This window comes from Ruegeria sp. AL11 (genome assembly GCF_056540865.1).
This window is the reverse complement of record NZ_JBQFXO010000016.1, coordinates 1-12985: the sequence shown is the minus strand read 5'-3', so window position 1 is coordinate 12985 and position 12985 is coordinate 1. Positions and strand designations below refer to the sequence as shown.

Below are 12985 nucleotides of genomic sequence, written 5' to 3'. Positions count from 1 at the left end.
CGCGGATTCGCCTGGCCCGAGTGTTCGAAGCCCGTCCTCTACTGCCAAGCGGGGGGTAAGTCAAACCCCAAGGCACGGGTTTTCGCGCCTTTTGCAACAATTCTGTAACCTGGCCGGTCAAAAGATTTCAGAATCCGGTTTTTTGCGCCCCGAACCCTCACATTCCCGGCCACAGAGTTCAAGGCCGCGTGAGGGGCCTGTTGCAGGACAACGAGGCAGCGCATGTTGAGGTCAGAATGAAACAATCAAAGCCGGACAGTCAGATGAGCGAAACGACCCAAGCACCGCGCAGCGGGTTTGCGCGCCATATTCCATTGCTTGTGATCCTGACCGTTGCCGCGGTGGGGTTCTTCACCCTTGGGGACTACCTGAGTTTTGAAACCCTGCGCGACAATCGCGAGGCTTTGTTGGCTTGGCGGGATGAATATTATTGGGCCATGGCCGCAGCTTTCGTTGGGATCTATATCGTGATCGTGGCGTTTTCCCTGCCGGGAGCCGCCGTCGCCTCGATGACCGGTGGTTTCCTGTTCGGCCTGTTCGCAGGCACCGCGTTCAATGTGTTCGCGGCCACGATCGGCGCATCCGCCATCTTTCTGGCCGCGCGCTGGGGCTTGGGTGAATCGCTGACGGCGCGCCTCGAATCCTCGGAAGGGACCATCAAGAAACTCAAGGACGGCCTGCGCGAGAATGAGATCTCGGTCCTGTTCCTGCTGCGTCTTGTGCCCGTGGTTCCGTTCTTTGTAGCCAATCTGGTCCCCGCATTGGTGGGCGTGAAGTTCCGCAACTTCCTGTTCACGACGGCGCTGGGCATCATTCCGGGCGGGATTGTCTACACCTGGATCGGCGTCGGCCTAGGCGGTGTCTTTGATCGCGGCGAAACGCCTGATGTTTCGCTGCTTTGGGAACCCTTTGTTATCGGTCCGATCATAGGCTTGTGCGTATTGGCCGCTCTGCCCATTCTGATCAAAGCCCTGCGCGGTAAAAAGGACGCCTGAATTCCATGAAAGAGCTGAAAACAGATATCCTGGTCATCGGCGCCGGGTCGGGCGGTTTGTCGGTTGCGGCAGGGGCCGCGCAGATGGGGGCCGATGTGATCCTGCTGGAAGGCCACAAGATGGGCGGGGATTGCCTGAACTTTGGCTGTGTCCCTTCCAAGGCCCTGATCGCCAGTGGCAAGATGGCCTATGGGCAGGCCCATTCAGCGCGTTTTGGCGTGGCCGATGTTGTGCCGCAGGTGGACTATGCGGCAGCCAAGGATCACGTTCACAGCGTCATCGCGCAGATAGAGCCGATGGACAGTCAGGAACGGTTCGAAGGTTTTGGCGTCAAGGTGATCCGCGAATATGGCACCTTCCTGTCTCCGACACAGGTGCAGGCCGGTGAGAACGTGATCACCGCCCGGCGGGTTGTCATCGCCACCGGGTCTTCGCCGCTTGTGCCGCCGATTCCGGGGCTGGATTCAGTGCCGTTCCACACGAATGAAACCATCTTTGATCTGAAGGAGAAGCCGGACCACCTGTTGATTATCGGCGGCGGCCCCATCGGGATGGAAATGGCGCAGGCCCATATCCGGTTAGGTTGCAAGGTGACCGTGATCGAAGGCGCAAAGGCGCTGGGCAAGGATGACCCCGAGGCCGCGGCCCTTGTTCTGGAAACCCTGCGGGCCGAAGGGGTCGATATTCAAGAAGAAGCCATGGTCGCGCAAATCCGAGGCTCGGCCGGCGCGGTCGAAGTAGTCACCCAGAAAGGAGACATCTTTGCCGGTACCCACCTTCTGATGGCGGCCGGACGCAAGGCAAATGTCGAACGTTTGAACCTTGAGGCGGCCGGGATCGATCGTACACGCACAGGGATCAGGGTGGATGACGCTTTGCGCACGACCAATCGCAAGGTCTATGCTATCGGCGATGTGGCGGGTGGTCTGCAATTCACCCATGTGGCGGGGTACCATGCGGGCATCATCATCCGCTCGGCCCTGTTTGGTCTGCCGTCAAAGGCCAAGACCGCTCATATCCCCTGGGCCACCTATACGGACCCCGAACTGGCTCAGGTCGGCCTGACCGAGGCGCAGGCCCGCGACCAGCATGGCGACGCGACGGAGGTCGCCCGGTTCGACTACCATCATAATGACCGCGCCATATCCGAGCGAAAGACAAAAGGGTTCATCAAGGTCATGGTCGTGAAAGGACGCCCCGCGGGCGCGACAATCGTTGGTCATCAGGCCGGAGAGCTGATCAACTTGTGGTCCCTTGCGCTGGCCAATAACCTGAAGATGGGGCAGATCGCCGCGATGGTTTCGCCCTATCCGACGATCGGAGAGCTTAACAAACGTGTGGCGGGGGCTTATTTCTCGCCAAGGCTGTTTGAGAATCAGACGGTTAAACGCGTGGTCAGGTTCGTGCAACGCTGGATCCCCTGACCGGAAGAGGAGCGCCAATTGAACTCGCTGTCCGGCCGATTTCTGATCCTGACGACGGTCTTCGTGATGTTGGCCGAGGTCCTGATCTTTGTGCCGTCCATCGCGCGTTTCCGAGAAGACTTCCTGCTGAACCGGCTGGAACGCGCGCAAATCGCGTCTTTGGCGCTGCTGGCCGATGATATGCTCGCCGACGATCTCGAGGCCGAGCTGCTGGCAAATGCGGGTGTCTATAACGTCGTCCTGCGGCGCGATGAGGTGCGGCAGCTGATGCTGTCTTCGCCTATCCCGGAACAGATCACCAACACCTATGATCTGCGAGACGCGGGCCCGTGGATCCTGATCCGCGATGCGATGACCCGTTTTTTCACCACTGAAAATGAGGTCATCCGCGTGATCGGTGAGCCGGTAAAAGGCGCCGGTCTACTGATCGAGGTAACCATAGACAGCATGCCCTTGCGCATGGCGATGGTGGATTACGGGCTGCGCATTCTGGGTCTGTCCTTCGTTATTTCGATAATCACGGCTTTCTTCCTGTTCCTTGCTGTGCGCGTTGTGCTGGTACGCCCGATCAAAAGCGTTGTCGGCTATATGCAGCGCTATGCCAGCGCGCCCGAGGATGCGCGGGGCATTATCACTCCCAACTCCAAGGTCACTGAATTGCGTGAGGCGGAAGAGGCCCTCAAGATGCTGCAGACCGACCTGACGCAGGCGCTGAAACAACGCGAGCGTCTGGCGCAACTGGGTGGTGCGATGGCCAAGGTCAGCCATGACCTGCGCAATATTCTGACCTCTGCACAACTGTTCACCGACCGGATCGAAGCCAGCGATGACCCCTTGGTCCGCCGCATGGCCCCCAAGCTGGTCAACTCGATCACGCGTGCGGTTTCACTGTGTGAAAGCACCCTCGCCTTTGGACGCGCGGAAGAACCCGCGCCGACCCTGACAATGGTCCGCGTCCGCGACATCGCCGAAGATGTCGCCGCCAGCGAGCAGTTGGCCGTTGCCGATGCATGCGTCGAAATCGTGAACGAGGTGCCCGAGGATCTGGTCGTGCGCGCAGACCCCGAGCAGCTGTTCCGCGTGATCATGAACCTTGTGCGCAATGCCCGGCAGGCTCTGGTCGCCTCGGGCAAACCCGGGCGCGTCACCGTCACCGGCTGCGCCATGGAGGCCAGTTGGTGCATCGAAATCCGCGACACCGGCCCCGGCCTGCCGCCCAAAGCCCGCGAGAATCTGTTCACGCCATTCCAGGGCGGCGTGCGCAAAGGCGGCTCGGGCCTTGGGCTTGCGATTTCACAGGAATTGGTGCGCGGACATGGAGGAGAGCTCGTGCTGAAAGAGACCGGACCCACCGGTACAACCTTTGAAATAAGCCTTCCACGCGGCGATCTAACTTTTTGAAGAATTTTTGCAGAATCGGCTTGCACGTCCCCGGCACCGGGTCTAAATAGCGCCTCACCAACGCGGACCGATAGCTCAGCTGGATAGAGTACTTGACTACGAATCAAGGGGTCGGGGGTTCGAATCCTCCTCGGTCCGCCATTGGTTTCTCAATAAAAGAAACGTCTTGGGTGATCTGGTCCACTTGATAGCTTCGAGGAGTTTCTCTTCAAGGCAACTTTGAAGCAACCGCGCTGGGCGAAATAGGTTGTTTTCACCCCACTCCGTGCGGTCCACTCGCCTGTATATTACCGAACACAGCCAATGCCCAATGGCAGGCGTTTGCTGGTGGTATGTCATCGTTGGGAATGCTGTCCTTGAAATTAGGGTATGCCATTCGGTCGCCCAGGTTCATCAGCACTGTCACGAGGTGGTTTCGTGGAATGAACGCCCGGTAACGATAGTCGCCGCCCGGTGTTTCGATCACCTCACCGTCCATACCATAATCGCACAGAAGTTCGGCGTCTTGAGCGCGGTGGAACCGAAGACAGACGCGAGACCCCATGTGCGGCCCGCTGGTCTTACCGTCCTCATCCTTTGCAACGGCCGAGAAAAAAGCCCGAACTCTCGGGCGTCGAGAATGCTACCCACATCTGCAGGTCCTCCTAATTTTTTGGAAAAAGGGGGCGTCGCCTATCAGATACAGTATAGGGTCGTCAACTCGAGGAGGCTTACGTGCGCGTGCGCATGGCCTGTAGGCGCAAACCCAAACCTCTGCACTAGGCAGCCCCTACGAGATGGTTGGAGACTACTCGACGTCATGCAGTTTTGGCTCAATCACCTTCCGCTGAGCCAATCTTTCTGGAAGGCGGTCGCTGATGTCTTTGAGCCGCTGAGTTGGATTGACACTCATGCCGACAGTTCCGCTGTGGGTGTGTGTGATGCTAACGCTATCAGCGCGTCCAAAGGCTTGGTCCTGAGCTAGAGCCAACAAGGCGATTTGTTCTTTGCCAGAGAGTTTTCCCAATACAAATTCGCCGTTCCGATCAATGCGATTGAAGAGCTCATCCATCGACAAAAGATCGTTCATGCGTTTAACAGCGATCTCGCCGTTCGACTGAATCAACTTTCTTGTCTGGGGCTCCAGCTTGGGTCGGCCACCCGGATTTCCGGAATGACCAGGCTTGAAGAGCGGTGTTGGCATAGTGAACCCCTCTGTTCTCAGAAAGTGAATGCACCAAGCAATAACTATATACTTTACATAATATAATTCGGTTTGAGTTGAGAATAATTGTGCATTTTTCTACGGGGCTTGGCGGTAGTTAAGTGCCATCCTCGGCTACAGCGGAGCGGGTTTTTGGTCAGCGTCTGCTATCGTGCTGAGCGACCACTAAATGCACAAAGTTCGACTGTCTGCTGCCGAAAGACCGCTTAGCGGCGCTTAGCCTTCATCAGAAAAAAGGTCGGATGACCGCGTTGAGCCCAAAGCAGAAGTTTGAATGGATCTACTGCTCGCATGACTTTAGCCATCAAAACAAGTTGTCCCGTCTGGCATCCGCTTTCACGCAAAAATCTCGACACAATCAAATAGTTGATTTTGTATTGCGTCTTTGGCCAAGTATTAGTTGGAACCATAGAAGGAACGACAATGAAGAAGTTTTTGACGCCCACCGCTGTACTACTTGGGGCTCTGACGGTTGCAGCATGTGAAGATACTGGCAGCTCGACTGTGTCATCAGAACTCACTCCGGCCCAGCAGGCATGCCTCCGTGATGTCGCCAATACGACGAACAATTCGCAAGTCGTGGTGCTGTCGTCTGCGTTCAGCGAGGCGGGAACACAAGTAACCGTCGGCGTTGGCGAGGATCGTGCCCCATGGAATTGTATTGCTTACAGTGATGGCGCGACAGCTGGTATCGAGTTCCTGGGCGACGAAGGCGCATTGTGATCAATTTGGTGCGCGGCTGAACATCGCCGCGCAACACTGGCTTGCTCTTCGGAAAACTCGACTTGGTTTGTAGAATAACCACCATCGTATTCGCGATCTTTTACCTGCTGGCTTTGTTTGTGTTCTTGACGGGTACATTTGGCTGGTTTGAACAAGAAAGAGACCCTTTGTCTGGGGTGTTCCTTTTGCCGTTGGGATTGCCTTGGATACTTGTATCGGACTTGGTTTCAGAGCCATTCAAACCGTGGTTCGCAGCGATTGCACCCGTGCTTAACCTGTTGGCATTGGTCTTAACTTGCAAATGGGCACGCAGTTTGCGCCAGAAGTGAAGGCGGAGCTCTGTCTCACCAAAAAGGAGGAAAACATGGGAAAAGTGATCTTGGGTATTGTGATCGGGCTCGTCTTAGGTGTGGTTGGGGCGATGACCTTGGGTGGCGGGGCCGCGATGGGTGTAGGCGTTGCGACAGGTTTGTCCGCCGGTGTCTGCTCCACATTGAAAGGAGCACAAGCCGAGAACCTGATCACCGCCGAGCAAGCGGATCAGATCCTCAACCGCGTAAATTCCGAAATGGCATCACTGCAAGGAATTGAAACGACGGGCGAGATCGTCGGTAGCGCACAGGCATGCGATGAGTTTCTGTCAAAGTTACAAGAAGCGAAGTGAAGCTCCGCTTTGTACGGAACAAAACTGTAAGAACAAGCTAACAGGGAACCATCTGATGAAACCCTTATTAATCAAAATCTTCACACCCATGTTCGCAATCGCGGGCACAGCTGCTTCTGCAATGTCTGAAGCAGACGACGCTTGTATCGACCATTTGCGGCAGGTTGGTGGACCAGACGGTCAATCCGGAACGATTGAAAGCTCTCAGTTCTCGGAAGCTGGTACGCTCGTCATGCTGCGAGACGCAGGCGGAACACTTTGGCGCTGCATCGCGTACAAGGATGGAAGCATCGGCGAGATGTCGGTTGTCGAGGCGATGGATGATGGAGGAGGAGCCATGGCAGGCGCAGCCGGATCTACTAGTAGCCAACGTGTCAAATTTGATGCTGGTTCAACTGGCGCAGAACTCGTCGGTGAACTCGCGCCCGGAGCGTCGCAGCAATACGTTCTGGGTGCCAAAAACGAACAGTTTCTTTACGTCCGCGTTGCTCCGCGAAATGGCTCCTTGGGCTACGTTATTCGCAACCCCGATGGTTCTGAACTGTTGGGATTGATGTCGGCGGACAAGGAGTATCGAGGGCAGCTTTGGCAATCTGGTGATCATGTTGTGGAGGTTATCAATCGCAGCAACTCTTCCGTCGACTACAACGTAATTTTCGGAATTGAATAGGTGATCAACCAGAAACCCGGAAATGTATTCCCAAAGAAGCTAGGAAAAACAGATGAAATCCAAGTTCCTGTTGGTGATCGGCACGGCGTGTACTGCTGCGCTTGCAGCATGCGACGAGAGTGACGTATCGGTGGATGCAAGTGCACCAACTGTGGGCAGCGCTAGCGATCTTTCGTCATTTGAAGGGGCAAGAGCGGGCCAAGCTGAAATGGGCATCCAAAGTCTCGGATTTGAACTCATCCGAAGCGAAGGTCTGACCTCGTACTGGTTTAACAAGGATACTGGTGCATGTGCTCGGATTACGACGTCTGAGGGAAGGTACTCAGAAGTAGCTATGCTGCCATCAGGTGACTGCTGACAAATTTCCATCAATCCCAAATCTTGAAGAAGGAGCTCAAACTTGCATTTCGACCTGGCACACGCGGCGGTCATCGTAGTCGCCTTGATCATCACTAACCTGGCATTGAAATCGGCTGGCGTGATCAACGAAGAAAACAAGCACCAATGGAATTGGAAAGTTTTTCTAGCCTACTTCGTGGTCGTCGTTATCATCAATCTGGTGTGGCCTATTTAAAGTTCCACAGCGGAAAGCTAACTGCCCACTTGATATGGTCGTCGTGAATTAGCCTTTCCGAGAGACTATCAGGTCGCAAAGGTTTGGGCATCAGAGGTTCAAGAATAGAAAGGAGTTGGCATGCGGTTTCTTGCGTCCCTCATATTCATTGGTTTTCTCGCAACCGCTGCGAACTCTGACGTGACCAGTCGAAATGGCGGTCCAACCAACAGTCAAATGCTTTCAAAGGGGGGTGACGGAGGCGTTGATGGTGTCGCTTTCTTTCGCCCAGTCTTAAGCGGAGTGTTGTATCGATCCGGTTTCAAGGGCGGCGACAAGGATCGAACTGGCCTGAGTGAAGGTCAACGCGAAACTCTGTGCAATGAAGGGTTTTCAACCGGTTTTTATGCCGACTTTGGCAAAAACACCGAATACGGTCGCACCAGTTGTGGAAACGGGTCCCTTGACTATCAAAGCGCCAGATCCTCCCGACCCGGTGCTGTCATGGCGTCCATACACGAGGTGATTGAAAACCCTGGAAAGGGCCCTGTTCTGGTGCACTGTATGTGGGGGGTTCATTCCTCAGGTGCATTGTCGGCGATGGCGCTCGTTCAGTTTTGCGGTTGGACAGAAGAAAGGGCCAAGGAATATTGGAATGATGCCCGAAATGGGGCCCCATGTTCAGGCGGGTGCGACCAGTGGATCGACTCAAAATTCTCCAACTTTAGTGTTGACCCCAAGTTGAAAATCTCCACCGAACAACAGGCAGCGATTTGCCCTAAATGATACCGGGAGGACTATCCAAATGAAGTTCAATCTTCTGGGGTCACTTGCTCTCATTGCACCCACTGTCTTGTGGGCGAACGACGATGTTCTAGGTGAAGCCACGACATTTGATAGTCCCAATGGTGTTATGGAACGCTGTATTCGGATCGAAAAAGTTCCAACGGGCGAGTACAAGAACAGCGATCTTGAAGAAGAAACTGCCTATTGCGAGATCGATTTCTATGCCTCCGAAATTGCCATTTGCCCGAAAACCTGGAGCACCAGCCCAGGAATGGCCGTCTACAATATTTCGGAAGGACCTTACATGGGGAACCGTTCTGAATTCGAGAGAAACGCTTGCAAAGAGGGGAAGGCAGCAAAAGATCTGGCCATGGACAGGGTGGCTAAATTCAAGTCCACCATGAACCAAAAAGGCACCAGTGGAACGTTTTCCACGTCTTCACTGCTTTACTATCATTTCTCCAGATATTTCGACGCGACTGTCAAAGTTCCAGTCGCCGTTTGGCGTAGCATGGACGCCCAGGCGCATTTCTCCGAGGTCGCCGAGCCTGGCCTTGCGATTTCTGGTGGCTCTCATGGCGGGCGCATGAACCACGAAGGCTGGCGGGTCTTCGCAGCTGCGGATGCTGACCCGAACTCATACCAGCCAACCGACGATCTGTTCACCGCAGATCGAACGCAAATATATGGTGTGCTGCTTGATAGCCCTGGGCATCGATACGGCTCGGAAATCAACGGCACCCGTAAATCTGGTTGGGGGAAAGGTCAGAACCGCGATTTTCAGGAAACCCCCGCTTTCTTGGCTTTGCGGTCTTCAAAACCATTGTCAGAGGCAATCGCAGAGGGCGTCGGAGAAGGCAGAAAAGACCGGATGATCAACAAGGATCTCGGTCCCGATGTCAGCGACCAACAGATGGCATTTTGGATGCAAGAACTCTCCGAAATTGTTCTCCTCGACTTCATCTTTAGCCAGCAGGACCGCGTAGGAAACATAGACTTCACACCCTATTGGTATTGGGTCGAAGACGGAAAGCTGAAGCATAAGAAAGCGAAGCACCATCAGCCAAAGGATGGAGATGTTCCTGCCCACGCGCTTTTGATCCGTCGAAGCAATCTAAACGACAACGATGCTGGGGGGCGGGTCGAGTATGCCAACTTCTCGAAATCTACTCAAATGCTGGAGAAAATGCGGCACTTCTCTCCAAGCACCTACCGGCGCTTGGTTGCTTTGAATAATGATCTTCAATCTCAAGGTCCCGTCTACGGCTGGTTGTCGCAAAGCTTTGGGTTGTCAGACAGTCAGATTGCCCAAGTTGTGAAAAACACCGAGCTGGCAACGTCCATTCTCCAGGACAATTGTTCTAATGGTGATTTAATGTTCGACTTGGATCCTGTCACATTCTTTTTGAGAAACGACACCGAGGTAGAGGCAGTGGACTGTAATGCCCCGTAAGCTTTCCACCCTTTTTACGGCGTTCATTTGGACCGCTCTGATCGCCTGCAAAGCGGTGGCATTGGATGTTATCGTCATATCGGATCTGAACGGAAGCTATGGTTCGGTAAGATACGATGCCCGCGTCGACAAAGCGATTGAGCGGATAGTCGAGATTGATCCCGATTTGGTTATTTCGACCGGAGATATGGTTGCGGGACAGCGCATCCCCAACTTATCCGACAAACAGGTCAGGGAGATGTGGAAGGCGTTTCACGAGGCCGTATCAGACCCTTTAGAGGCTGCCGGCATTCCATTTGCGGTCACGCCTGGGAACCATGATGCCTCTGCGTACCGTGGGTTCGAGCGTGAAAGAAAAATATACGCAGAAGAATGGGAACCAAGAAAACCAGACGTCGACTTCCTGGTTTCGGATGACTACCCGTTCTTCTACGCGTTTGAGATGCAGGGCGTAACGTTTGCATCTTTGGATGCTACGACCTTAGGGCCGCTATCCGGTGATCAACAGGACCGACTTGTGGAACTGGGTGCAAATGGAGACCCGATTGTGACTTTCAGTCATCTTCCGCTTTGGCCCTTCGCGATCCAGCGCGAACGCGAAATCATCGGTGACTCAACACTTGAGAAAATCTACCTGGAAAGCGGTGTCGTTCTGCACCTGTCAGGCCACCATCATGCCTTCTATCCCGGTTGGAAAGACGGTGTGGCCTACGTCTCTCAAGCTTGTTTGGGAGGTGGTCCGCGTCGGCTTATTGGCGATAGCGCCAGATCACCTCACAGCTTCACTCATGTTAAGTTCCAGCCGAACGGAGAGTTTGGGATAGCAGTATATCGAGGGCCTGATTTCGAAAGGTCGGTAAACTTCAAGTCGCTCCCGAAAGAGATCAGATCTCCGAATGCTGTTTTGAAACGATTAGACCTTGTGAAATGACTAGAGGTTGAGTTTCAGTTCGACTTTTTCTGGGACCAGATCGTTTACCATCTCTTCTATCCGGGCTTCTGAAAGTCCTCCCGAGGTGATGAAAAGCAACGAAACGCGAGATTTTCCTGGGACGTGGTGTTTTCTGACAAGCTTCCAGCCAGCGTCTGCGGCCATGGCTTCAATGTCTCGGCTGACTTTCAATGAGTGTTCTTCATCCGAAGCCTTGAGCGAAACTTCCACGCCCTTGTTTCGCCCTCCGAGCCAAATGAAGCACCAACACACAATCGCCACCAGAGTGGCCATCAGCGGTAAGCCCAAACCGACGGCAAGACCAAGAACCGTTACGATTATCATTTCGACTGTATCGACCGGATCATCCAGATTGGAGCGGAACCTGAGCAACGCGCCGATGCCAAAAATAACGAACCCAATCATTGACCCGTGCTGGACTACCAGGAATCCCACAGCCATTCCAATTAGCGCGTAAAGGAAGAACAGTCTGGGCATAACCAGATCGCTGACACTTCGGCGTGCTTTACGTCGAACGGGATGATAAACAATCAAAGCGGTCAAAATGATCGTTACAATGACGTCTAGCGTGAAAAAGTAGAGTTCCTGCTTGCCGCGGAACTGAGTCCAGCCTCTTTCAATCACTATCTCTGATTCGGACGTTCCTGCGAGCAAGGAAGCAGGATCAATTTGAGAATAGCCAATACTAGGCAAAAGCACGGCCGAAAGGACCGATGCTATTGAAAACAGCTTACTCAAAAGTCTTTCCCTCCCGCTGTACCGTCGAATAGTCGCTCCAAAGTGCGTAACTTGAAGCAATCACTCCACACCTCTCGACCAAGTCGCACGCCCATAAACTAATTCAACCCTATGAATTTACATTCGGTAAAGCCTTGCGGGATCAAACATCATACTTCCGCAAAATACTGTGTTAGGTTGGACAACATCGATTTTTGATCGAATATGAACCAGATCCACACAAGCGCAGATTTATCTCGAATGAACCAGTCAAATGACCGGCACAAACGAAGAGTAGCGAAGGTAATTTGCGCGAGCCTTGCTGTGGTCGCCAACACTTTGGCGTTAACCAGCCCAGTGAGAGCGCAGACTGATATGTTGGAACTTATTGCGTCTTACAAAGTGGCAGACAAATCAGAGGGCTTTTCTGAGCCATCCGGATTGTCGCTTTCCAGTGTTCATGGATTCTTGTGGGCAGTAAGCGATGAAGCATCGAAGCTGCACCTTCTGGGAGTAGATGGAGAGCTAAAGAATTCGTTCAAACTTCCAGAACATCTAGGTGCAGACTTGGAAGGTGTCGCTGGAAGAAATGATGGGTCTGTATTGCTGTTACAAGAAACTGACCGATCTATTGTAGCGGTCCAACCTACGGACCCAATCAAAGTCAATTCTACTCCACTTTCTTCACTCAGGGGCTACGTCAAAGTTGCGGAAATGCTTGCTGAGAACCCTTTGAACAAGGGACCGGAAGGGATCACTGTAGATCAAGACTCTGGGCAAGTATTCGTAGTCATTGAGGGCCAGCCAAGGCTTCTGCTCGTCATTTCCTCGGAAATTGATGAAATTATTGGAGTAGTTCCATTAACGGCTGAAGCTGGTTTTGTTTCATCTCGTGCCGACGATGACGAATTAGACATCAGCGGGATCGCCTGGTCCGGCGAGACCAAGTCTTTATGGATACTCAGCGATGAAGGGCGCCGAATATTCGTTTTTGATCCTGAAGTTCTGACGGTCAAAACTATCGACTTAATTTACTCCAAAAAGGATGAAGTAAAGGAAGTGAAGAACCCTGAGGGGATAGCTTTGGATGAAAGTGGTGGCGTTCTATACATCTTGACCGATGATGGAAAAAAGTCACGCCTCTACGCATTTGTCTTACCGCAAGTTTGATTCCCGAAACAAACTCGCATTGGCTTGTCGCATTCAATTGTACAAAAAGGAAATGGCCACCTCTTCCCGCATCTCGGGAGTTGCGAATCCCAGTTTCGAATGTCCGGTTTGGGCTGCGACCAGCTATTCATGCAGGCCGCGGAGAATGGCCACGTCGGAGCCCAAAGCAGACACACCCGTAGCAAAATGATATGGTCATAGAACCAGAGGCGCTCATACATTCAGGAACCGTACTTTACGGAGGCCGGACGAATGATCATGCGCATCTTTCAG

At 53.5% G+C, this 12985-nt stretch carries 15 protein-coding genes and 1 tRNA gene; 13 read left to right on the top strand and 3 right to left on the bottom strand.

Annotated elements, in window-relative coordinates; translation table 11 throughout:
• Positions 1 to 236 precede the first annotated feature (236 nt).
• The 4 genes from ACR0IP_RS21580 (at position 237) to ACR0IP_RS21565 (ending at position 3961) form a co-directional block, all read left to right on the top strand.
• The gene (locus ACR0IP_RS21580) at positions 237 to 995 is read left to right on the top strand and encodes a TVP38/TMEM64 family protein (RefSeq protein ID WP_480527889.1); all 759 of its coding nucleotides are present in this window, start codon (positions 237 to 239) and stop codon (positions 993 to 995) included.
• A gap of 5 nt (positions 996 to 1000) precedes the next feature.
• Positions 1001 to 2419: a dihydrolipoyl dehydrogenase family protein gene (locus tag ACR0IP_RS21575; RefSeq protein ID WP_480527888.1), complete on the top strand. Its 1419-nt coding sequence runs from the start codon at positions 1001 to 1003 to the stop codon at positions 2417 to 2419.
• 18 nt (positions 2420 to 2437) lie between these two features.
• Positions 2438 to 3820, top strand: coding sequence for an ATP-binding protein (locus tag ACR0IP_RS21570; RefSeq protein ID WP_480527886.1), 1383 nt, complete (start codon positions 2438 to 2440; stop codon positions 3818 to 3820).
• Positions 3821 to 3884: 64 nt separating this feature from the next.
• Positions 3885 to 3961, top strand: a tRNA-Arg gene (locus tag ACR0IP_RS21565).
• Between the two features lie 112 nt (positions 3962 to 4073).
• Here ACR0IP_RS21565 and ACR0IP_RS21560 read toward each other — a convergent pair.
• Both ACR0IP_RS21560 and ACR0IP_RS21555 read right to left on the bottom strand, forming a co-directional pair.
• A complete protein-coding gene (locus ACR0IP_RS21560) occupies positions 4074 to 4364 on the bottom strand; it encodes a hypothetical protein (RefSeq protein WP_480527884.1) in 291 nt (96 codons plus the stop codon).
• 243 nt (positions 4365 to 4607) lie between these two features.
• A complete protein-coding gene (locus ACR0IP_RS21555) occupies positions 4608 to 5003 on the bottom strand; it encodes a hypothetical protein (RefSeq protein WP_480527882.1) in 396 nt (131 codons plus the stop codon).
• Positions 5004 to 5447: 444 nt separating this feature from the next.
• Between ACR0IP_RS21555 and ACR0IP_RS21550 the strand changes: the two genes are divergently transcribed.
• The 8 genes from ACR0IP_RS21550 (at position 5448) to ACR0IP_RS21515 (ending at position 10804) form a co-directional block, all read left to right on the top strand.
• A complete protein-coding gene (locus ACR0IP_RS21550; protein WP_170644394.1) occupies positions 5448 to 5747 on the top strand; it encodes a hypothetical protein in 300 nt (99 codons plus the stop codon).
• A gap of 364 nt (positions 5748 to 6111) precedes the next feature.
• Positions 6112 to 6411: a hypothetical protein gene (locus tag ACR0IP_RS21545; RefSeq protein WP_170720933.1), complete on the top strand. Its 300-nt coding sequence runs from the start codon at positions 6112 to 6114 to the stop codon at positions 6409 to 6411.
• 55 nt (positions 6412 to 6466) lie between these two features.
• Entirely contained in the window at positions 6467 to 7081 is a 615-nt protein-coding gene (locus ACR0IP_RS21540) for a hypothetical protein (RefSeq protein WP_170768564.1), read from the top strand.
• Positions 7082 to 7133: 52 nt separating this feature from the next.
• Positions 7134 to 7439 carry a hypothetical protein gene (locus ACR0IP_RS21535; RefSeq protein WP_480527880.1) on the top strand — a complete coding sequence of 102 codons (306 nt, stop codon included), beginning with the start codon at positions 7134 to 7136 and terminating at the stop codon, positions 7437 to 7439.
• A gap of 42 nt (positions 7440 to 7481) precedes the next feature.
• Complete coding sequence (locus ACR0IP_RS21530; protein ID WP_170355752.1) at positions 7482 to 7655, top strand: hypothetical protein; 174 nt, start codon at positions 7482 to 7484, stop codon at positions 7653 to 7655.
• A gap of 120 nt (positions 7656 to 7775) precedes the next feature.
• Positions 7776 to 8420, top strand: coding sequence for a hypothetical protein (locus ACR0IP_RS21525; protein WP_480527878.1), 645 nt, complete (start codon positions 7776 to 7778; stop codon positions 8418 to 8420).
• 19 nt (positions 8421 to 8439) lie between these two features.
• A complete protein-coding gene (locus tag ACR0IP_RS21520) occupies positions 8440 to 9873 on the top strand; it encodes a hypothetical protein (RefSeq protein WP_170768562.1) in 1434 nt (477 codons plus the stop codon).
• A gap of 61 nt (positions 9874 to 9934) precedes the next feature.
• Entirely contained in the window at positions 9935 to 10804 is an 870-nt protein-coding gene (locus ACR0IP_RS21515; protein WP_170747443.1) for a metallophosphoesterase, read from the top strand.
• On the opposite strand, the gene ACR0IP_RS21510 is transcribed toward ACR0IP_RS21515, so the two are convergent.
• Positions 10805 to 11563, bottom strand: a complete 759-nt coding sequence (locus ACR0IP_RS21510) for a DUF4956 domain-containing protein (protein ID WP_170465773.1) — start codon at positions 11561 to 11563, stop codon at positions 10805 to 10807.
• 354 nt (positions 11564 to 11917) lie between these two features.
• Between ACR0IP_RS21510 and ACR0IP_RS21505 the strand changes: the two genes are divergently transcribed.
• Positions 11918 to 12712 (top strand): SdiA-regulated domain-containing protein, encoded by a 795-nt coding sequence (locus ACR0IP_RS21505; RefSeq protein ID WP_480527875.1) that lies wholly within the window; start codon positions 11918 to 11920, stop codon positions 12710 to 12712.
• Positions 12713 to 12985: the final 273 nt, after the last annotated feature.